Annotated in this window: 19 protein-coding genes; 3 read left to right on the forward strand and 16 right to left on the reverse strand. The window is 36.8% G+C overall.

The features are described 5' to 3' along the window. Positions 1–68: 68 nt before the first annotated feature. The 13 genes from helD to MHI10_RS13350 all read right to left on the reverse strand — a co-directional run bounded on the left by helD (position 69) and on the right by MHI10_RS13350 (position 15,538). The gene (helD, locus tag MHI10_RS13290) at positions 69–2,405 is read right to left on the reverse strand and encodes an RNA polymerase recycling motor HelD (protein ID WP_340786070.1); all 2,337 of its coding nucleotides are present in this window, start codon (positions 2,403–2,405) and stop codon (positions 69–71) included. Positions 2,406–2,658: 253 nt separating this feature from the next. Further along, positions 2,659–3,831, reverse strand: coding sequence for an acyl-CoA dehydrogenase family protein (locus MHI10_RS13295; RefSeq protein WP_340786073.1), 1,173 nt, complete (start codon positions 3,829–3,831; stop codon positions 2,659–2,661). 28 nt (positions 3,832–3,859) lie between these two features. Next, positions 3,860–4,771, reverse strand: a complete 912-nt coding sequence (locus MHI10_RS13300; protein ID WP_340786076.1) for an SDR family NAD(P)-dependent oxidoreductase — start codon at positions 4,769–4,771, stop codon at positions 3,860–3,862. Positions 4,772–4,825: 54 nt separating this feature from the next. Next, the gene (locus MHI10_RS13305) at positions 4,826–6,118 is read right to left on the reverse strand and encodes an MFS transporter (protein ID WP_340786079.1); all 1,293 of its coding nucleotides are present in this window, start codon (positions 6,116–6,118) and stop codon (positions 4,826–4,828) included. Between the two features lie 200 nt (positions 6,119–6,318). Continuing rightward, entirely contained in the window at positions 6,319–7,503 is a 1,185-nt protein-coding gene (locus MHI10_RS13310; RefSeq protein ID WP_340786080.1) for a CaiB/BaiF CoA transferase family protein, read from the reverse strand. A gap of 21 nt (positions 7,504–7,524) precedes the next feature. Then, positions 7,525–8,793 (reverse strand): acetyl-CoA hydrolase/transferase family protein, encoded by a 1,269-nt coding sequence (locus MHI10_RS13315; RefSeq protein WP_340786083.1) that lies wholly within the window; start codon positions 8,791–8,793, stop codon positions 7,525–7,527. 27 nt (positions 8,794–8,820) lie between these two features. Beyond that, positions 8,821–10,014: a thiolase family protein gene (locus MHI10_RS13320; RefSeq protein ID WP_340786085.1), complete on the reverse strand. Its 1,194-nt coding sequence runs from the start codon at positions 10,012–10,014 to the stop codon at positions 8,821–8,823. 23 nt (positions 10,015–10,037) lie between these two features. Then, positions 10,038–10,898, reverse strand: a complete 861-nt coding sequence (locus MHI10_RS13325; RefSeq protein ID WP_340786088.1) for a hydroxymethylglutaryl-CoA lyase — start codon at positions 10,896–10,898, stop codon at positions 10,038–10,040. A 14-nt stretch (positions 10,899–10,912) separates the two neighbouring features. Next, a complete protein-coding gene (locus MHI10_RS13330) occupies positions 10,913–12,088 on the reverse strand; it encodes an acyl-CoA dehydrogenase family protein (protein ID WP_340786090.1) in 1,176 nt (391 codons plus the stop codon). Positions 12,089–12,165: 77 nt separating this feature from the next. Next, on the reverse strand, positions 12,166–12,948 hold the full coding sequence (locus tag MHI10_RS13335; RefSeq protein WP_340786092.1) for an enoyl-CoA hydratase/isomerase family protein: 783 nt from the start codon (positions 12,946–12,948) through the stop codon (positions 12,166–12,168). Positions 12,949–12,999: 51 nt separating this feature from the next. Beyond that, the gene (locus tag MHI10_RS13340; protein WP_340786094.1) at positions 13,000–14,199 is read right to left on the reverse strand and encodes a CaiB/BaiF CoA transferase family protein; all 1,200 of its coding nucleotides are present in this window, start codon (positions 14,197–14,199) and stop codon (positions 13,000–13,002) included. A 28-nt stretch (positions 14,200–14,227) separates the two neighbouring features. Further along, positions 14,228–14,698, reverse strand: a complete 471-nt coding sequence (locus MHI10_RS13345) for a MaoC/PaaZ C-terminal domain-containing protein (RefSeq protein WP_340786095.1) — start codon at positions 14,696–14,698, stop codon at positions 14,228–14,230. A gap of 69 nt (positions 14,699–14,767) precedes the next feature. After that, the gene (locus MHI10_RS13350; protein ID WP_340786097.1) at positions 14,768–15,538 is read right to left on the reverse strand and encodes an IclR family transcriptional regulator; all 771 of its coding nucleotides are present in this window, start codon (positions 15,536–15,538) and stop codon (positions 14,768–14,770) included. Positions 15,539–16,124: 586 nt separating this feature from the next. Between MHI10_RS13350 and MHI10_RS13355 the strand changes: the two genes are divergently transcribed. The 3 genes from MHI10_RS13355 to MHI10_RS13365 are packed head-to-tail and all read left to right on the forward strand — an operon-like array spanning position 16,125 to position 19,596. Further along, positions 16,125–17,870, forward strand: coding sequence for an ABC transporter ATP-binding protein (locus MHI10_RS13355; protein WP_340786099.1), 1,746 nt, complete (start codon positions 16,125–16,127; stop codon positions 17,868–17,870). Between the two features lie 23 nt (positions 17,871–17,893). Then, positions 17,894–18,571, forward strand: a complete 678-nt coding sequence (locus MHI10_RS13360; protein ID WP_340786102.1) for a response regulator transcription factor — start codon at positions 17,894–17,896, stop codon at positions 18,569–18,571. Continuing rightward, positions 18,568–19,596 carry a sensor histidine kinase gene (locus MHI10_RS13365; RefSeq protein ID WP_340786105.1) on the forward strand — a complete coding sequence of 343 codons (1,029 nt, stop codon included), beginning with the start codon at positions 18,568–18,570 and terminating at the stop codon, positions 19,594–19,596. The genes MHI10_RS13360 and MHI10_RS13365 overlap by 4 nt, the downstream gene beginning before the upstream one ends. Before the next feature lie 73 nt (positions 19,597–19,669). On the opposite strand, the gene MHI10_RS13370 is transcribed toward MHI10_RS13365, so the two are convergent. Genes MHI10_RS13370 through MHI10_RS13380 form a run of 3 tightly spaced genes read right to left on the reverse strand, consistent with a single transcriptional unit; the run spans position 19,670 to position 22,625 of the window. Beyond that, complete coding sequence (locus MHI10_RS13370; protein ID WP_340786108.1) at positions 19,670–20,515, reverse strand: ABC transporter ATP-binding protein; 846 nt, start codon at positions 20,513–20,515, stop codon at positions 19,670–19,672. Next, complete coding sequence (locus tag MHI10_RS13375; protein ID WP_340786110.1) at positions 20,515–21,597, reverse strand: FecCD family ABC transporter permease; 1,083 nt, start codon at positions 21,595–21,597, stop codon at positions 20,515–20,517. Before MHI10_RS13375 ends, MHI10_RS13370 begins: the two co-directional genes overlap by 1 nt. Beyond that, on the reverse strand, positions 21,597–22,625 hold the full coding sequence (locus MHI10_RS13380) for an ABC transporter substrate-binding protein (RefSeq protein ID WP_340786112.1): 1,029 nt from the start codon (positions 22,623–22,625) through the stop codon (positions 21,597–21,599). The genes MHI10_RS13375 and MHI10_RS13380 overlap by 1 nt, the downstream gene beginning before the upstream one ends. Positions 22,626–22,879: the final 254 nt, after the last annotated feature.

Below are 22,879 nucleotides of genomic sequence, written 5' to 3' on the forward strand. Positions count from 1 at the left end.
ATCTTCCTTTTAAAATTCACCCTAAAAAACCAATCCAAGCGAAAATTTGGATTGGTTTTTTGATTTAATTAAACATGAATATAATTCCCCTGCAAAGCATTTCTCAAAAACGGGCTCGGTATTCCCACACTATATAGCTGTAATTCATGCATCGCTCTCGTGCAGGCGGTGTAAAAAATCCTGCGCAAGCTCTCATCACCATATACTTTTTCCGATGCATCATAAATGATTACGGCTTCGAATTCAATCCCTTTCGCCAAGTAAGAAGGGATGACGACAACGCCTTGTTCATATTCTGGAGAGCCGTTCTTTAAAAGTTTGATGCCTTCAATGCTGGACAACGCTTCATAAGCAAGTTTACTTTCCTCCGCAGATTTACATATAATTGCAATACTATTATAACCATCCCCCTGTAAAGCCGTCACTTTAGATAAAATACTGCGGTGTAGCTCTGTATGATCGCTTACTTGTGTCAGTACAGGTAATGCGCCTTCACGTTCGAATGGAATAATTTTTTCACCGTTTGGTACAAGTTTTCGCGTGAAATCAATGATTGGTTTAGTCGATCGATAGCTGCGCGTCATGTTAATTACTTCTGTTTCATCTTTACCATATAAGCTACTAAGAACATGGAAATCTACCATTTCACTGGCGTGTGCGAATATTGCTTGGTTAAAATCACCCAATACCGTCATTCTTGCCGCTGGGAATAAGCGCTTAATAAACTCAAATTGAAATGGTGAATAGTCCTGCGCTTCATCAATCAATATGTGCTTAATCGCGCGGTTCGTTTGAAAACCTTGAATTAGCTCTTTCATAAATAAAAACGGCGTCGCATCTTCGTAAAATAATTTACTTTCATCTAAAGTCTTTCGTGTCACTGCGCAAATCGACTCCCACTCTGTAGGTGTCTCCCCTTCTATCCATTCGTTAATTTGCAACGGATTGGCAAATAATTGCTTATAAATGCCAAGAATATCAACGAACTCAAATGACCGTATTTTTTTTCGCAACGGCTGCAATTTTTGTGTCACAATGTATTTTTCAAGCTCTTCTGGTTCCATCTCATAATCGGCCAAATTTTCGCGTTCTAAGCCGCGCTTTTTTGCTAAATACGTAGATGCTTTATGGTACTCTTCATTACTAAGCAAATCGATTTCCTCTTGCACCCAGTCCTTCTTCCGCTCAATTTTCCCTACTTCTTTTATTATGTTCAATAGCCATTCCTTCAAATTATCTAGTCTATTTTGGAAGTGGATCGTCGTGTCACTGCTATAAAATTGATGCGCGATTTGTTTAGCAGTAATAATCGGTTGCCCTCTAAAATCAATATTTTCGAATAACATGCCCGAAACTTCAAGCGACTCTCTATATGCTTTAATGACCTCAAAAAACACAGTAGACGCCTTAAACTGTATACCTGCAACTCTCGACTGATGCCCAGGTGTATTCGTACCAGTTAACACAAACTCCAACTGATCATATGGATTTTCAATTTGAAGTTCTTTACTTAATCGGTGATCCAAATATTCTTGAAACGTCACTTGCTGCATATTTTCTTCGCCAAGTTCCGGTAGCACATTGGATACATAGCTGTTAAACATCGCATTTGGTGAAAATAAAATAATTTGATCCGCAGTTAAAGTTGCACGATATTTGTATAGTAAATAAGCAATTCTTTGTAAAGCTGCCGACGTTTTGCCGCTCCCCGCTGCACCATGTACAACGAGCAATTTCCCATGATCATGACGGATAATACGGTTTTGCTCCTGCTGAATCGTTGCAACGATACTGTTCATATGTTTATCCGTACCTTTACCCAAAACTTGCTGTAAAATTTCGTCCCCAATCGTAAGGCTCGTATCGAACATAGATTGCAAAACGCCATCTCGCACAAGATATTGCCACTTTTTCTCCAATTGGCCATGGACGATTCCACCTGGCGTTGCGTAGTGAGCAGCACCCGGCTCAAAATCATAATACACACTAGAAATCGGTGCGCGCCAGTCATAAATCAGGAAATCCTCACCACTTTTGTCCATTAGTGATGAAATACCAATATACACTTGTTCCTGTGTTGATTGCCCTTGTTCCATGAAATCAATGCGTCCAAAATAAGGAACCTTCTGCATACGATGTAACGTACCCAATCTTTTGGATGCGTGTTTATGCGTACTTTGACTGACAGACAATGCTTGCGTTTCTTGTCTTAAGCTAATGATCGTTTCTAAAAAATCGTCAAACGTATCTGTGTTCACTTTCACTTCATCCCAGAAATGTTTGCGAATCTGAATGACTTCATTGCGGCGCTGAGAAGTTTCCTTTTCTAAGTGGTTTATTTGCTCTGTAATGACCTCCATTACATTGTCCACTCGTTTTTGCTCCTGCTGAAATTGTAAATTCATCGCAATCACTCCTTAAAAAATCTTTATGTGGGGTTGACTAATGAAAAATCATATTATATAATAATTGTAGGGATATTATACATTTATATAATTTTTATTGTCTAACTATATAAAGTTATCATGATTTCACGTTTGTTTCAATACATTTGACGTGATTTTTTTGCGTTTTAAATAACATTCTTCAAAAATAAAAAAGGAATACTATACAAATCAGCATTCCCCCAAAATGATATTTAAAATAGATTCGAAAAACTTAACTCGTAACGACTGAATTATTTTTCATGTAATCCTTGTGCAATTGTGCTGCTATAATATTTTTTTGAATTTCGGAAGTACCCTCATAAATTTTTGTAATACGAGCGTCTCGATAATATCTTTCAATCGGAAAATCTTTAATGTAACCAATACCCCCGTGAATTTGAACCGCCTTATCTGCTATTCGGTTATAAATTTCTGAGCCTAAAAGCTTCACCATTGCAGCCTCTTTAATAACATTCATGTCTTGGTCAACCATCCACGCTACTCGGTATGTTACAGATCGAAGTGTTTCAACATCTAACGCCATCTCAGCTAAATAATGCTGAATAATTTGCTGTTCGAAAATAGGCTTTCCAAACTGCTCACGCTCATGGGCATATTTAATCGATAATTCAAGCAACTTTTGACATGAGCCGAGGTTTCGTGCAGCCAAACCTACCCGCCCATTTGCAAGAATTTTTAGTGCATTCACGTAACCTAACCCCTCAACACCTAGTACATTTTCGACTGGAACTTCACAGTTATCAAAAAAGAGTTCCGCTGAATGAGAGCCACGTAGCCCCATTTTTTCTTCCGTTTTTCCGATAATAAATCCTTTCATTCCCTTTTCGACAATAAATGAAGTAATTCCTTTCGCACCTTTACTCGGATCAGTTACAGCCATCACGGTAAAAACATCCGCGATTGGCGCATTTGTAATATAATGCTTCGACCCATTAAGAATATATTTATCCCCTTGTTTGACCGCTTTCGTTTTAAGCGCAACAGCATTAGACCCTGCACTTGGCTCTGTTAAGGCAAATGCACCAATATATTCACCCGACGCCATTACTGGTAAGTATTTCCTCCTTTGATCCTCATTTCCCATTTCAACAATACCTACAGAACCGATTCCTGTATGTGCGCCGATTACAGTTGTATAACCGTTAGATGTACGACCAATTTCTTCATAAATGGCGCATTTTCCAAGCATATCTGTACCAATACCACCATACTCTTCAGGAATACTAAGGCCAAACAATCCAATCTCTTTACTCATTTTCATAATATGCTCTGGAATTTGGTCTTCTTTTTCAATTTGATCGGCAAATGGATCAACCGTATTATCGATAAAATCTCGAATTGATTTTTTCATTTCTATTAATTCATTTGGTAATGTGAAATCCATATTAAAACACTCCTTCTAAAATTATTTTTTATACTAATGGTGGATATGGAAATACATCTGCACTCACTTCTAGTGGTGTAAAGCTTGATTGTAAGGAAGATTTGATCGCGCTAAGTTTGTCAACAGACCAGCCTTCCGCATCATACACAGAACGAACTGGGCGCGGTTGAGAAAATACAATAATTTCTTTTCCTCTAACCCCAAAAATTTGTCCAGACACGTCCGCTGCTTCTTCAGATGCTAAAAAAGCTACTAATGGTGCGATATGGGCAGGTGACATCTTTTTTAAATTGTCAACACGAGCCTTTTCACTATCACTTTCTGTTGGAATAGAGCCAATTAACCGACTCCATGCAAATGGTGAAATAGCATTTGCTGTAACATGATAACGTGCCATATCAAGTGCAGTCGCTTTCGTCAAACCAGCAATACCTAATTTAGCAGCGGCATAATTCGCTTGTCCAACGTTACCGATTAACCCCGAAGTAGAAGTGAAATTAATAAAACGGCCACTTTTTTGTTCTTTAAAAATTGGTGCAGCTGCTCTCGTCATATTAAATGTCCCTTTCAAATGGACAGATATAACGGCATCCCACTCTTCTTCACTCATTTTAAAAATCATTCGATCTCTTAAAATACCCGCGTTATTCACAACAATGTCTAACCGATTGAATTGATTGAGAGCTGCTTCGACAATGCTTGAAGCACTTTCAAAATCAGATACTGATTGATAGTTCGCAATCGCTTCCCCGCCAAGTTCCCTTATTTCATTCACAACCTCATCCGCTATTTTTGTATCATTTCCATTTCCATCTGCCGCGCCACCTAAATCATTGACAACCACTTTTGCGCCTTCTTTTGCTAGTAACAAAGCGATTTCTCTACCAATCCCTCGACCTGCTCCAGTAACAATGGCAACTTTATTTTTTAAATTTCCCATATAAATCCATCCCTTCTCCTAATCTTTATCTTTTTAAATTCTATTTTAGTAAACTTATTTCTTTATAACTCCATTAGTAGAAATAATAGCAGTGTTTACACCTTCTTCTACTTCAGTTGCAATATTTTTATAAGGGTCATACATTTTTTCCCTAATAAACAATGCTGGAATGATACCAGAAATAGCATATGCAATACCAAGAATTGCTAAGCCGAAACCAATTGATTGAAATTCAGCAAGCATTCCAATAACAACAGGAGAAATTGCTGCGCCGAATCTACCCGCGTTATAAGCCCCTCCTACTGCTGTACCTCTGATTGCAGTTGGAAAGCTTTCACTCATATATGTTGAATTAATTCCATATTGTGCCCCATAGAAGAAACCTAACAACGTAATTAATATAATGATATTTCCAGGAGTGTTATACATATAGATAATCGGTAAAAATAAGGCTGTTGCTATGGCAGCACCTATATAAATATTTTTTCGTCCAAAACGGTCTGCTAACCAACCTGCTAAAATTTTTCCTAATATCATCGCAGTATAGCTTCCTATTAAATAGCTTGTCATTGTTTTAAAGTTAAAACCTAAATCTTCCACAATGTACGATGGAAGCCATGTTCCAACTCCGTAATATCCAAACTGTAAGAATGTTGATGTTAATAACCAAAATATAAATATATTTCTGATTTTTTTATCCTTTATTATAATAGACCATTCATTCTTTTTCTTTTGCTTAGGGTATTTTTTTGCTAATTCTCGTGATTTAACCCACGATTGTGGCTCTGGAATATTTCTTCTCATAACAATTGCTAACACTACAGGGAAAAGAGATACAAAATATAACGGTCTCCAACCAAATTCTGGAATGATATATCCAGCTAATAAAGCTGCTATTAAAAAACCTACAGAATAAGCTGCTTGTAAACTTCCTAAAATAGTTGTTCTCTTTTTTGTTGGTACATATTCTGCCATTAGCATTGTGACTATTGAATATTCAGCACCAATCCCGATTGCAGATAAAAAACGAACAACAATAAATTGTTCATAAGATTGTACTAAACCAAGTGAGGCAGTTCCTAAACAAAAGAGAACTAACATATACGTTGCCATTCGGACTCGTCCAAAACGGTCAGATAGCCAGCCTCCACCAATCCCTCCAATAGCCATCCCTATTAAGGACCATGTGCTAATAATACCTGCTTGAGTTGCTGAGATATCGAATTCCTCTCTTAAAGACGGCAGAGTTAATGATAAAAATTGTAAATCCATACCATCAACAACCAAGCCAATAAAACAGACAACAAATACAAGTTTCCACTTTTTATCTGGTTGAGTATTTTCCATTAAAAACTCCTTTATTATTTAATAAGTCTAAGAAGTTTCACAATTCCTTATAATGAACAAAGTAAGAGACCGATCACAGCAACGAGAATTAATATTTACGTGTATCCTATTTGCATTTACTTCAAAATCATATTTATTATGGTTGAATTCTACAAAGTCAGGCTAAAGATAGGAAAGTAATCCTAATTTATAAAAAAAAATCAAATCGCCCCTCGTTCTCTTAATTCGTTGATTTCCAGTTCTGTATAGCCTAATTGTGATAAAACGTTATCTGTATGCTCTCCTAAAAGAGGTGGATGATGTCGTAGCGATGATGGGGTATCAGAAAACTTGACTGGAAAACCTGGCACTTTAAGTCCGTTAACAGTCGGATGCTCGATTTCGAGAATCATATCTCTTGCTAGTACTTGAGGGTGATTTAATACTTGTTCAATCGTATGAATAGGACCACAAGGAACACCCACGGCATCTAATTTTGTAAATAATTCTTCACTTTCAATAGTAGCGATTCGTTTTGAAAGAATATCTATTAAAGCCTCTCGATTCGTAACACGATCGATGTTTTTAGCAAAGCGAAAATCGTCTTTCATATCCTGCCACTCCAGAACATCGCACATTTTCTGCCATAGACTATCATTTGCGACAGCTAAAATGATTGTCATATCTTTGGCTTCAAATGATTGATAGGGTGCAATCGTCGGATGAGAGGATCCCATTCTACCTGGATTTTTTCCTGTAGCCCAAAAACTGGTCGCAATATAGTTTAAAAGGGTGATTTGTCCATCGAGTAAACTGACATCAACAAATTGTCCTTCTCCTGTTCTTTGCGCATGAAATAATGCACTTAAAATACCATATACAGCAAACATTCCGGTTGTTAAATCAACAATCGACATCCCCGCCTTCACGGGTGGACCATCTTCTTCACCAGTGATGCTCATTAAACCACCGTAACCTTGTAGCAATAAATCATAGCCCGCTCGCTTACTTTCCGGACCAGTTCTCCCAAATCCCGAAATCGAGCAATAAATTAAACGTGGATTGATTTCTTTTAACGTTTCATAACCAAATCCAAGTTCTTCAAGTGTGCCCGTACGAAAATTTTCTACTAAAATATCTGCTTCTTTTGCGAGTTTATAAATAATTTGTTTTCCTTCCTCGCTTTTCAAATCAACGGTCACACTTTTTTTATTTCGATTGGCAGACAAGTAATAACTGCTTTCCCCGTCCAAAGTGGGCGGTGTAAAGCGTCTTGCTTCGTCCCCTACAATTGGCTGTTCAATCTTAATTACTTCGGCTCCTTGGTCTCCTAAAAGCATTGTGCAAAAAGGACCAGCTAGCGTTCTTGATAAGTCTAAAACTTTTATTCCTTCTAATGAATGCATCAAAAATCTCCTCCTTCATTGTTAAAATAAGGATTCAGATAATTCCTCGCGAAAATCTGGATGTGCGATCGCAATTAATTGTTTTGCACGTTCCTTTAATGATTTTCCATGTAACGACGCAATACCATACTCTGTTACAACATAGTCAATATCTGATTTAACAGACGTTACATAGGGAATTTTAGCTTTAATGCGTGATTCCAATCCCTGTTTAGCAGTTGAAGGAAGCGCAATAATCGACTTCCCACCTTGTGATAGCTTCGCGCCTTGTATGAAATCCATTTGCCCCCCTACTCCAGCAACTGGGTAACTACTTACTTGCTCTGCATTGATTTGACCAAAAATATCGACCTCTAGCGACGAATTAATCGCATAAAAATTACTTATCTTTGAAATTACTGCTGCATTATGCGTATAATCCGCAGGTAATAGTTGAATTCCCTCATTTTCATGGCAATAACGATACAATTTATCAGAGCCGGTTAATGCTGTACATACTGTTTGATAAGTATCGATTTCCTTCCGCTCATTTGTAATAACTCCCATTTCGATCAAATCAATTACAGCATCAATAATTGAACCCGAATGAATGCCAAGCCCTCTTTTGTCTTTTAAAGCGAGCATTATACTATTGGCTACTTTACCGACACCCAATTGAATCGTTGCATAATCGGGTATTAATTCAGCAACGTAGTGACCAATCTTCAATTCTGTATCATTAGGTTTTTCATTAGGGATTGATAACAATGGCTGCTTCGATTCTACAAAATAATCGATATTGGATACATGAATTTGCGTTTCACCATTCGTCCAAGGAAGATCCTCGTTTACTTCTGCAATGACAACGGTTGCATGTTTTACTAGTGATGGAACGACATCTACTGAAATTCCTAGATTACAAAAACCAGCTTTATTCGGAGGTGTGACTTGAATCATTGCTACATCCATTTTCCCGTGGCTAATCCATTCAGGAATTTCTGATAAATTTAATGGAATATAATCACAGTCCCCTTCAAGAAATGCTTTTTTTAATTTAGAGGAACTCAGAAAACTACGGATTTTAAAATATTTATAATTATCCGAAACAGCATACAAACTCGGACTACCAACGATCACATTGTAAAGCGTAGCACCCTTTAAACGCTCTCTTTGCTGGATTAACTCACTTACTAACGTTTGTGGTTCATTACAAAATGGTGCTAGAAAAATGTTATGCTCAGATTGTATCGTAGCGACCGCTGTTTCTAGACTCACTTTTTTCTCTCGATAAAGAGTTAACCAATCATTCATCATGTTTACCTCACTACTTTTAAGTTACTAAACTTGTAGGTTTTCAACGATTGTTGTAATCCCTAAGCCGCCACCGATACAGAACGTCACTAAGCCGTATTTCTCGCCACGTCTTTCCATTTCATGAAGCAGCTTTGTCATTAAGACGCCCCCTGTACCACCAAGCGGATGCCCTAAAGCGATCGCACCACCGTTGACGTTTACCCGATCCATGTTTAAGTCCAATTCTTTAATAACCGCCAAAGCTTGAGCAGCAAATGCTTCATTTAATTCGATTAAGCCGATATCATTCAATGATAAACCTGCTTGCTGTAATGCTTTACGAGTCGAAGGTGCAGGACCGATCCCCATAATTTCTGGCGAAACACCAGCCGCTGCTTGCGCGATAATTCTTGCCTTCGGTTTTTTACCATGGCGAGCAGCAGCATCTTCAGACATTAATAAGACAACTCCTGCACCATCATTCCGTCCACTTGTATTACCAGCCGTAACCGTACCATTCTTTTTAAATACCGGTTGTAACTTTGAAAGTTTTTCCATACTCGTCTCTCTTGGATGTTCATCCACTTTAAATTCAATTATTTCCTTTTTTGTCTTCACTTCAAATGGCACAATTTGATCTAAGAAATAGCCTGAATCAATCGCTCTCTTGGCATTTTCTTGACTACGCAAAGCAAATTCATCTTGCTCTGTGCGTGAAATCGAATATTTTACCGCCAAGTTTTCAGCAGTCATCCCCATCGTTAAATGTCCATACGTTTCAATAGGCTGGGCACGCGGTTGACTTTCAGTATTTGAATCTAAAATTTCAGCATTCCCTACTTGAAACCCGTAACGAGCATTTCTTAAATAATAAGGTGCTGTACTCATACTTTCTGCACCACCAGCAATAATAATATCCGCTAATCCACACATAATTTGTTGTGCACCACTATTCATCGCTTGAATGCCCGAGCCGCATTGACGGTGCACTGTATAGCCTGGCACTTCAATTGGAAATTCCGCACGAAGCAATGCTAATCGAGCTAAGTTAGGAGAATCCGTGCTTTGTTTTGCCTGTCCCAAAATCACCTCATCCACCATACTTTTTTCTATTTGAGTACGAACCGTAATTTCATCGAGAACTTTAGCAGCTAAATGATCCACCTCAACATTTTTTAATGTTTCACCCATTCTGCCAACCGCAGTACGAACTGAATCGATAATCACAGCATGTTTCATCGTAACACCCCTATTTTTTATTTTTAGATTCGGCTTGAAAGACTTTTAGCATATGGACTGATTTTGAGTAACTGATCGACATCCAAATTTGTTTGACAGCCCATTTCTGTTAGCATCCTCACTAACTCTTCTGTTGAAACATTTCCGGTAGCTCCTGGAGAAAATGGACACCCTCCTAATCCACCGATCGAACTATCAAATTTTGTGACACCCGCTTGCATAGCAGCAAGCACATTCTCTAACGCCATCTTTTGAGTATCATGAAAATGACCAACAAACGTCGTCTCAGGAAACAAATCTTTTAATCTCGAAAAACGCTCATAAACCATTTTCGGATTTGCCTTCCCATTCGTATCACCGATGTCAATTTCATCGGCACCTAGTTCAATAAAATGCTTACACACATCCACTACATCTGAAAAGCTGACATGCCCTTCGTACGGACAAGTAAAGGCCATCGAAACATAGGCACGAATAAAAATATCTTCTTTTTTCGCTTTTTCAAATATAGGCTTACATTCAATAAGTGATTCGGATGTCGTTTTATTAATATTTTTTTGATTAAATGTTGAGCTCGCTCCGACGAAAACAGCAATTTGCGGAACCTTTGCCTCAATCGCTCGGTCAATCGCTTTCACGTTCGGCGTTAATGCAATATATTGAAGCCCGAGATCATTACAAAATTGCGCTATTTCCGCACTATCAGCCATTTGCGGGACCAATTTTGGATTGACAAATGAGACGGTTTCCATTCTTTCTATCCCCGCTGCATATAATTGAGAAATTAACTGCTTTTTTTGTTCCGTAGAAATTTGCTTCGGTTCATTTTGCAAACCGTCCCGAGGTCCCACTTCGATAATTTCAATTTCCTTTGGAAAAATCAAACCGATCCCTCCTCTTAATAAGATCTTGGTAATCCTAAAACATGCTCCGAAACAAATGACAAAATTAAGTTCGTTGAAATAGGCGCTACTTGATATAAACGTGTTTCTTTGAACTTTCTTTCAATGTCATACTCTTCTGCAAAACCAAATCCACCATGCGTTTGTAGCGCAACATTGGCCGCTTCCCAAGATGCATCTGCCGCTAGCAATTTAGACATATTTGCTTCTGCTCCACATTTTTGCCCTGTATCAAATAGCTCCGCCGCTTTAAATCGCATCAAATCAGCCGCCTCTATATTGACATGCGCTCGTGCAATCGGAAATTGAACCCCTTGATTTTGGCCAATTGGTCGATTAAAAACAACTCTATCCTTCGCATAATTTGACGCACGTTCAATAAACCAACGACCGTCCCCTATACATTCAGCAGCGATTAAAACACGTTCAGCATTCATACCATCTAAAATATATTTAAAGCCCTTTCCTTCTTCACCGATTAAATTTTCAACAGGCACTTCTAAATTTTCAATAAACAATTCAGTCGTTGCATGATTCATCATTGTTCGAATCGGGCGAACTGAAATGCCGTTATCAATTGCTTCTCTCAAATCTACTAATAAAACAGAGAGACCTTCCGTTTTTTTCTTCACCTGTTCAATTGGCGTTGTACGAACTAATAAAATCATTAGATCAGAATGCGCTACTCGTGAAATAAATACCTTCTGACCATTGACGATATATTTGTCGCCTTTTCGCTCAGCAAACGTTGTTAATTGTGTCGTGTCTGTTCCTGTATTCGGTTCCGTTACACCAAAAGCCTGTAGACGAAGCGAGCCATCTGCAATTTTCGGTAAGTATTCTGATTTTTGCTTTTCGCTACCATGTCGAAGTAATGTGCCCATCGTATACATTTGAGCGTGACATGCACCTGCATTTCCACCTGAACGATTAATTTCTTCTAATATAATAGAAGCTTCTGTAATGCCAAGCCCCGAACCACCATATTGTTCAGGAATAAGAGCTGCTAAAAAGCCATTTTTAGTAATCTCTTGAACAAATTCTTCTGGATATGCTAATTTCGCATCAAGCTCTCTCCAGTAGGAATCCGGGAATTTACTGCAAACCATGCGCACACTTTGTCTTAATTCATCATGAAATTGCGCCTTCTCTTTTACACTTGTACTAATCATACGATAAACCTCCAAATATTATATTTAGATAATAAAAAATATTCAGTTAATTTAAGTTAAAAATAAAATAGAAAATCTTACTTCCCTGAAAATTGTGGTGTTCTTTTTTCTACAAATGCAAGTACGCCCTCTAAACGATCTTCTGTATTGATACAGCGATTATATAATTCTATTTCTATTTTCCGAGCATCATGATCTGGCATCCCAAACATTTCCTCAACTGCCACTTTACAATTTTGAACTGCTAAAGGAGCGTTATTCGCAATCCTCTCAGCTAGTACTATAGCAATCTCTCTTATTTCATCTGATTCTACAAGATAGTTGAGTAATCCAGCTCGGTCTGCTTCTTCAGCTGTCACAAGCTTACCCGTACAAACCCATTCTTTTGCTTTTTGAATACCAATTCCTTTTGCTAATAATCGCGTGCCACCACCACCTGGCATGATGCCACGTGTTACTTCTGGTAATCCAAAAGTAGCCGTTTTAGCCGCCACGATCATGTCGCAATTTAAGATCATTTCGAATCCCCCAGCTAATGCATACCCATCCACTACTGCGATTACAGGTTGCTTTAACTCTTTGATCGTGTTAAACATCGTTTGAAAAAGCTTATGTTGTTCTTTCCATTCAGTTTCTGTCATATTGTTTCTTTCTTTTAAATCTGCTCCCGAACAAAATGATTTGGAATTAGAAGATGTTAAGAGCACGACCCTTACATCACTACTAGCTATATTTTGAAAGATCTCAAGAATTTGTGTTGCCATTTCTGAGTTAAAAGCATTTCTACTTTCTGGACGATTAAGTATAATTTCTGCGATTGTACCATCTTCACCAATTCGATTATATTCAACGAATGCCATTCTCTTTCTCCTCTCACTAACGTTTCATGTCACTAATGCGAAACTAATTAGTCAAATCGCATTGGACGTTTGACTACCAATCACGCCACGATTTTTAAGTTCTTCAATCCGATTTGTAGAAAAACCTAACCCTAGTAATATTTCATCCGTATGCTCACCTAATAGAGGGGCATGCGTATAAATCTCACCTGGCGTATGTGAAAATTTGATTGGGAAGCCAATTTGTTTAATGATTCCCGCTGTTGGATGCTCCATTTCAGTCAATAATTTTCGATCCATTATTTGTGGATCATTCATCATTTCATCAACGCTATATACTGGACCAACACATGTCTCTTCTGTTTCGAGCATATCAAGCCAATCCTTTTGATTCTTTTGGATAAAGAGCGTACTTAATTCTTTCTTTAAATAATCTTGCACTTCCTCTGCCCCTTCATGAAGCTCAATCCATTCAGGTTTTTCGATAATTTCACAAATTTTCGTCCAGAACTTCAGCTCAGCCGCGCCAATTGCTAAATATTTGTGATCCTTTGTTTCATAAATATTGTAAAAGGCAAAGTGACCATCCAAACGATTGCTTCCTCTTTCCGGAATTTGTCCAGAAGCGAAGTAATCCGATAAAGAAGCATATAGCCATGTTACTGCTCCGTCTAGCATGGAAACGTCGATATATTGCCCATCACCTGTTTTTTCTTTATGGAAAAGAGCCATCATAATACCTGACAAAGCCATTAATGCACCACCGCCAAGATCAGCAATTTGAACACCCGGAACGATCGGCTTACCATCTTTTTCTCCAATAAGACCTAAAACCCCACTATATCCAATATAATTAATATCGTGACCAGGCGTATTTCGATAAGGACCCGTCTGACCATATCCCGTTAAAGAACAATAAACGATGCCTTTGTTAATTTTGGATATTTCTTCATAACCAATCCCAAGTCGATCCATTACCCCTGGACGAAAGCTTTCCAATATGACATCAGCATCTACAGCGAGCTGTTTAAATATCTCTTTTCCTTCGTCCGTTTTTAAATTTATTTCGATACTTTTTTTATTTCTATTTACTGTTAAATGCCGCGCTCCTATGCTTTCAATCGCGGGTTTACGCCATCTTATATAATCCCCTTGGCCCGGCTCTTCTATTTTAATTACTTCTGCCCCATAGTCCGCCATCATTAAAGAGCAATATGGACCCGGTAGCAGTCGAGATAAATCCAAAACTTTTACACCTGTTAATGCACCCACAAAGAGTCCTCCTTTTTTTGCTAATTAATCAAATTGCTCCACTTGTCACTGAATTTTTCGTTCGAATCATTACCGGCATTTCACCTTTTTGAACAACTTCGCCTCTTTGATTTACAATTTCGTAGGACCTCGAAAGCACACCCGTATCCGGATTAGATTTTGACAGGCGTTTATCTGTAATCGTTAAACGAACATGAATTGTATCTCCAAAAAATATTGGATTTAAAAACTTCCAATTATTAATACCTAACAGGGCAACAGCGGACCCTTCAAAAATTCCTAATCTACTTGTTAAACCTGTTGCAATGGAAATCCCTAATAAACCGTGAGCAATTCTTTGTCCAAACTTTGTATTTTTACATGTTTCAATGTCTGTGTGAAGCGCATTATAATCACCAGATAAACCAGCAAACGCTAATACATCACTTTCTGTAATCGTACGTGCCGGTGTTTCTAATACACTACCTACTTCAAAATCTTCAAAAAATAAAACGCCCATCTAATCCCCCCACTTTTAATTTTTCGTCATCTATTTGAAAAGCCATTCCGGCAAAATCTCACAAATTTTTTATCTCGTAATTTTATTCGTAATTTCATTCGCAGCCTTTTTCATTAATTCTCCCTTTTCACTTAACTCAGATTTATCGATTTGAGCAGTTAAGCCGACTAAGGCAATTGATAAGTCTACTTTATTTCCATCAGCAAAAATCGGAGCTGCTACACAACATATTCCTTTAAGATATTCCCCAAAAGTAACATAATAGCCCTCTTCTCGAACCTTTTGGATACTTTCTTCTATCGAATCGATTTCTGCTTCATCGAATGTTTTTAAACCACCATCTTGCTTTAAATGATAATCTCTTTCTTCTTTCTCTAAGAAAGCAAGGAAGCACATACCAAATGCACCATCCGTAATGGAAAAATGTCTTCCAATTGATACATGAATACCAAAGTCATTACCTTCTACCTTAGATAAAATCGCTACTTTATCGTCACTCACTTTATTTACTAGCATAGAAGTTAAACCCGTTTGCTGCGTTAATTGTTCGAGATATGGCTTAATGATTGCTAAATAGTTAAGATGCTCTTTTGCACGTTCTCCTAAAACAACTAAATATGGACCTAATGTATACCTTTTATTAACCCTTTCGTAACGAACAAATGAAAATTCTTCAAGACTTTGTAATATTCGATAACAGGTAGCTGGGTTCAAAGCTAAGGCATTTGCTATTTCTGTCACGGTACTTTCTTTAAATCGATTTCGACTTAAGAGCTTTAAAATTTGAACAGCATTTTCTAATGCAGGAACTGAATATTTTTTTCGTTCTTTCGTTTCCACTTTAATCCCCCCTTCCTAATCAAGGATTTTACAGGTGAAAATTTTTTTTGTCAACGAAATTTCTGAATATTCATTAAACTAAACGAAAGAATCCATTATCCATTCATTTTTTAATTAATACAAAACGATTTTGTTACTGAATAGATCGTAATACCATTATGTGAAGCTATCTATTTTAATACATAGTAAAAGCTATCGTTTTGAATTAAGAACGTTCAAAATGTATCATTTTTCGTAATTTGCACAATATCAATATTTCTACCAACCGTTTGGGAGATCTAATACCTTTAACTGTACCAATTTTTTCAATAGTTATTTAGGTATTTTCATTCTTCCCAAAGGAACAGAATTTATATTTCATGCCTGAATGACATCACCTTGTAAAGCTATCCTCCAAAACAAAAAAGAAAGCTTACATAGTTAGCATCCCTTATTGAAACGAAAATTCGCACAAAACCATTCCCTTTTATATTAATAACTCTTCAATCTGATTTTTTATTTTTACATATCGTTCAGCAGTTCATATTCAGTTCACAACTTTTTTATATACTTCATTTGTAAACATAACTCGAAAGGAAGTATATACATGAATGAAGTAAAAAAACAAAAAGGATTAGGTCAGTTTTTCCGATTAATTATGGAAACAAAACCTTCTAAAGTCATGATTTTCATTGCGTTATTACTTAGTTTAACAACAACTGGTGTTGGCTTGTTAGTCCCGCTCTTCACCGCAAACCTTATTAATGACTTTTCAATTAGCTCATTAAATGCAGGCAATATTACAATTGTAATTATCGCGATTCTTGCACAAGCTGTAGCAAGTGGTTTTTCCATTTACTTATTAAATCGCATCGGCCAATCTGTTGTGGCAGGTATTCGGGAAAGGCTTTGGAAGAAGCTACTTGTCTTGCCTGTTAGCTATTTTGACGAACATCCTTCAGGCGAAACCGTTAGTCGGATGACAAATGATACATCCATTGTAAAGGCATTAATCTCTGAGCATTTAGCAAACTTTATTGCTGGTACGATTTCTATTATTGGTTCTATCATTGTCTTATTCATTCTTGATTGGAAAATGACAACCATCATGTTTATTGCGTTTCCGATTGCTGCGCTCATTTTAATCCCACTTGGGAAAGCAATGCACAAAATTTCAAAAGGTATGCAAGATGAGACCGCTACATTCACCGCGGTGCTTCAACAAGTATTATCTGAAATCCGCCTTATGAAATCTTCAAATGCAGAAAAAATTGAATATCAAAACGGGAAACAAAAAATTATGAATTTGTTTCATTTCGGCCTAAAAGAAGCAAAAATCCAATCGGTGCTTGGTCCAATCATTAGCCTAGTCATGATGACGCTACTTGTTCTATTATTAGGTTATGGTGGTATGCGCGTTTCTTCAGGTGCATTAACGACTGGTGCATTAGTTGCTTTCATTATGTATTTATTCCAAATTATGATGCCAATGGCGCAAATGGCTACTTTCTTTACACATTTCCAAAAGGCAACTGGCGCAACAGAACGCATTATTAGCATTTTAGAAACCCCGGTAGAACAAGATGCAACGGAGGTAATTCAAAATTCGAATGAAACGATTAAAGTCGAACACGTCAATTATAGCTACAATGATGAAAAACAAATTTTAAAGGACATTTCCTTCAATGTAGAAGCTGGTAAAGTAACGGCGATTGTTGGACCAAGTGGTAGTGGGAAAACAACATTATTCTCCCTTTTCGAACGTTACTACACGCCAACTGACGGTATTATTTCAATTGGCGGCAAATCCATCAACGATTTTTCATTACATTCATGGCGAAATCAAATTGGTTATGTGTCACAAGAAAGTCCTATTGTTTCAGGCTCTATTCGCGATAATATTACGTACGGTTTAGAACGTGATGTAACGGATGAAGAAATAAATAACGTTGCAAAAATGGCGTATGCCGATCAGTTTATCGCGGATCTTCCAAATGGTTATCATACGGAAGTCGGTGAAAGAGGGATGAAACTTTCAGGTGGACAACGACAACGAATTGCAATTGCTCGTGCATTTTTAAGAAATCCTCAAATATTAATGTTGGATGAAGCCACATCTAGTCTTGATAGTAAATCCGAAAAAGTGGTCCAACAAGCATTAAATGATTTAATGAAAGGCCGCACAACAATTGTCATTGCACACCGCTTATCTACTATCATTGATTCAGATCAAATTATTTTCCTTGAGAAAGGAAGCATTACAGGAAGCGGCCGTCATTCAGAGCTATACAAATCACATGCATTATACCGTGAGTTTGCCGATCAGCAACTACACACACTTGAAATCGCGTAATTCATGAAAAGGAATGATGTTGCATGACAAAACTATTAATTGTTGATGATGATTCACATATTCGAGAGCTAATACAGCTCTTTTTGAATCAAGAGGGCTTCGATCTTTTTGAAGCATCTGATGGAGTTGAAGCAATGGCTGTATTAGAAAAAGTGAAAATAGATTTAGCAATTATCGATATTATGATGCCGAATATGAATGGCTGGCAGCTTTGTCAAGAAATTCGCCATTTCAGCGATATTCCCATTTTAATGTTGACTGCTAGAGGCGAAACTTCTCAAAAAGTAAAAGGTTTCAACCTTGGTGCAGACGATTATCTCGTTAAACCGTTCGAGCCAATCGAATTAGTGGTCCGTGTAAAAGCATTGCTAAAACGGTACAACATCGCACTATCACATACCCTTTATATTGGAGAACTAAAAATGAATCGCAAAACTTATGAAATTGTTTTGAACGATTTAGAATATACGATTCCATTAAAAGAATTTGAATTATTATTTAAACTTGGCAACTATCCTGGTAAAACTTTTTCACGTGAACAGTTGATTGAAGATATTTGGGGATATGACTATGAAGGTGACGAAAGAACAGTCGATGTTCATATTAAACGATTGCGCGAAAGATTTCCAGAAGATACATGTGCATTTCGTATAAAAACGATTTGGGGATTAGGCTATCGTTTGGAGCTGAATGAGCGATGACGAAACAGATTGTGAAGCCAATACTAGGTACGTTATTTTTCACACTGTATATCGTTAGTTGTTTTTCTGCCGCATACTTTTTAATAGAATATAGCCCGATTCCAACATCGGGCTATATTCGCTTTTTCTTTACAATAATCTTAGGTATTTTAATCATGACATCCATCGGTATTATGATGCACTATTTCTTACCGAATAAGCGCCGGAACTACTATTTAGAAGTCGTTTCAGCACTACGTAAAATTGCGAGTGGTGATTTTAATGTCTATTTGGATTTTAAAATGAATGACCGAAATGATTTCACAGAACTGGTCGATCAATTTAACCATATGGCAAAGCAATTACAACAAATGGAGGATATGCGCCAGGAATTTATTTCAAATGTTTCTCATGAAATTCAATCCCCCCTAACATCCATTGTCGGTTTCGCACAAGCATTGCAACACAAGCAGCTTTCAGTAGAGCAACAGCAGCACTATTTAACGATTATCGAAACGGAAAGCCGCCGATTATCAAAACTAAGTGATAATTTATTGAAGCTCACATCACTTGAAGCTGAAAACCACTTAGTTGAGAAAGAAAATTACGCCCTTGATCAACAATTGCGCACAATCATTTTAGCTAGTGAGCCGAATTGGATTCAAAAAAATATAGAATTCGATTTGCATTTAGAAAAAATAATTCTATTAGCAGACGAAGATTTAATGAGTCAAGTATGGATTAACCTCATTCATAATTGCATTAAATTCACACCTGATTACGGTAAAATAACGATTCATTTAGTAAAAAAGGAAAATCAAGTGATTGTTACAATTTCAGATACGGGGATCGGCATTTCAAAGGCGAATCAGCTACACATTTTCGAGCGATTTTATAAAGCGGATGAAGCAAGAGTCCGTTCGAATAGTGGAAGTGGCTTAGGTTTATCGATTGTAAAAAAAATTATCGATATACACAATGGAACAATTATTGTTCAAAGTGAATTAGGGAAAGGTACGACATTTATTATTACATTACCCGAATAATGTAATATTAGGCGCACCTTTTCGGTATATATGACGAATGGCCATCTATCCGTTTTTTGATAGATGGCCATTTTTAATGTTGGTTATGTGTATGTTCTCCTGTGAAACCATCTTCATGAACATGATCATGCCCTACCCCGTCTATATGGACGTGGGTATGCATAAATGATACTAACAATTTTTTATTGATTGGATTAACCCCCACATGAGCATTCACACCAAATATTTCTTTTAACATTTGTGAAGTGATTACTTCTTCAACAGTGCCAAAGTCTTTTATTTGTCCATCTTTCATGACGATTAAATAATCACAGTACATGGATGCAATGTTCATATCATGTATTGCCGATAATGTCGTAATATGAAGACTCTTTACTAAATCCATCAGTTGAATTTGATATCCAATATCTAAGTGATTTGTCGGCTCATCTAATATTAAAAAATCTGTATTTTGAACTAAGGCTCTCGCAATTAATGTCCGTTGTTTTTCTCCACCTGACAAATTCGAAAAACTTCTATCACTATAATTATCTAGCCCTACTTTTTTCAACATGTCTGAAACCATTTTCAAATCTTCTTTTGAGTAATCTTCAAATGCAGATTTATAAGGATATCTTCCCATTTTAACAATTTGCTCTACAGTAAAGTCAAACTGCGAATTTCCTTCCTGTGCAAGTACGGCGATTTCTTTTGCACAGTCTTTATTTTTCATTTTAGATAATTCTTTACTATCTAAAAGTATTTCGCCGCTAGCAGGTTTATATAATCTGTATATATTTTTTAATAACGTTGATTTTCCCGAACCATTCGGACCAATAATGCCTACAAAACTGCCTGTTGGCACATCAAAAGATACATCTTTCAGTATTTCTTTTTTATCTATACTGAATCTTAAATTTTTAACTTGTAGCTTCTTCATTAGTCTTTCCCTCCAAAAGTATAATTTTTCTTAGAAATTAAGTATAAGAAAAACGGTCCTCCAACTAATGAAGTAATAATTCCTATAGGGATTTCTATTGGTGGGAAAAGTCCTCTTGCAAATATATCTGATAGTATTAAAAAGATTGAGCCAACTAACGCAGAAAGAACGATTAATTTTTTATGGTCACTTCCTGCGATCGTTCTACAAATGTGAGGAACAATCAGACCTATAAATCCTATAGCACCTGTTATTGCAACTAATGATGCGGTAAGTAACGTGGCTAATAGTAATATGATGGATTTGATCATTTTTACATTTATACCAAGTATGATGGCACTATCATCACCTAAAAGTAATATATCTAATGATTTTGACATAATAAATGCAACAACCATAACGATTACGAGTGTAATAAATGGAAATAATAATACATCCCACTTAGCTCCACCTAAACTACCAACAGTCCAAAACAACGCACTTTTAGCTTGGTTTGAATTATCCGCTGAATAGATCAGCAAGTTTGTCAGTGCTGCAAATATTGTTGATATAGCCATTCCTGTAAGAACTAGCCTTGTAGTAGAAGTCGTTTTTCCCATTTGAGTTCCTATAACAAATACTAGTATTCCTGATATTATTGACCCAACAAATGCACCCGCACTAATACTATTAATGCCTATCGCTGATACCCCACCTAAAACAATGACAGCCACAGCTCCACAAGATGCCCCTGACGAAATACCAAGTATATATGGTTCTGCGATTGGATTTTTAGTGATAGATTGCATTAGTATTCCACAAAGGGCAAGTCCAGCACCACATAATGCCCCTAATAATACACGAGGTAATCGTATTTCCCATATTATATTCTGTGTCATAACAGTGCCAGCATTTTCAAATAATATTCCATTAGATAATTTATTAAGCAATACTTTATAAACTTCTCCAGGTTCTATATAAGTACTACCAATCGCTATAGCTCCAATGATGGTTCCTGCCAAAATTATAGTTAAAGCTATAACCCAAAATAAGAAACCTTTCTTTTTAGAAAGGCTTCTTTGTTCTTGTACTGAAGACTCCACTACTTATTTTCTCCATAGAAGTATCCATACATTTGCTCTATAATTTTTGGATTTCTAATACCTGGAGATAAGTCAGCTAATCCTACAACATAAAGTTTATTATTTTTAATCGCTGAAACATCCTTAAGTGCTGGATGTGATTTTAAAAAGTTAATTTTTTCTTGTACTGGTTGTCCTGCCATAAAATCTGTTATTAATATAACTTCAGGATCTTTTGCTACTATACTTTCCCAAGATACATTGATATAAGGCTTCGTTGCATCTTTCCCAAATATATTATTGCCACCTGCTAAATCGATTAGATTATTAGCTAACCCAGACCCAACTACCATCGCATCATTTTCGCCTGAATCATATACCATCATTTTGATTCTTTCTTCTGCTTTTATATCGCCCAATTTGTCCGTGACAGCTTTTATATCACTTTTCATTTTATTGATTACTTCTGTTGCTTTATCTTCAACGCCAAATATCTTTCCTAGCAATTCAAAATCTTCATATACCGTTTCAACCGTAGCACTTGGATTGTATGATTTCGCCATAAAAGGAATGATACCTTTTTCAATAAGTTCATCTGGAGATCCTGTCGTTTGTTCACTGATCGATGAATCCCATCCACTTACAAAATCTGCACCCGTAGCCATAAATCCTTCTTTTGCTACCGAATGTCCTTCTCCAATTTTAAGTTCAGGTATTTTATTATAGGCCTCTTCAAACTCAGGCAGGATTGGGTTATCTAAAAGAGCTGTTCCAATCATTTTATCTCCTAAGTCTAATGCAAGTAACATTTCAGTCATAAATTGTGATAATGTTACGGCTCTTTCTCTTGGCGTTTCAACTGTTACTTTGTAATCTTGTGCCCCATCTGAATAAGTAAACTCAACTGGTTTAAAATTACTCACTTCTGGTTTAGTTTCTGGTTTTTCACTATTTTTATCAACATTTGCTGAACATCCTGCAACACTTAATGACAACCCCACGATTGAAATTGCTGTTAAAAATCTTTTTAAGCCTCTACTCTTTATCATAATATTCTCCTTAAGCTATAAAAAATATAAATACATACTTTTCTTTATAATATTGTACTATAACATAAGCCTGAATTACAAAAATTAGACGGAGCTTTTTGCTACGCATCACGAATAGCCGTATATCATTGATTTTGCATCAGATATACGGCTATATTATTTTCCCCATGCAAATCTGAGTGCTTTTTGACGAAGACATGGGATCTTCTGTTGAGTTGACTACAGAGGGAGATACAATTTAAACAGCTTAACTT

Source organism: Solibacillus sp. FSL K6-1523 (genome assembly GCF_038005225.1).
In the GTDB taxonomy this organism is placed as follows: domain Bacteria; phylum Bacillota; class Bacilli; order Bacillales_A; family Planococcaceae; genus Solibacillus.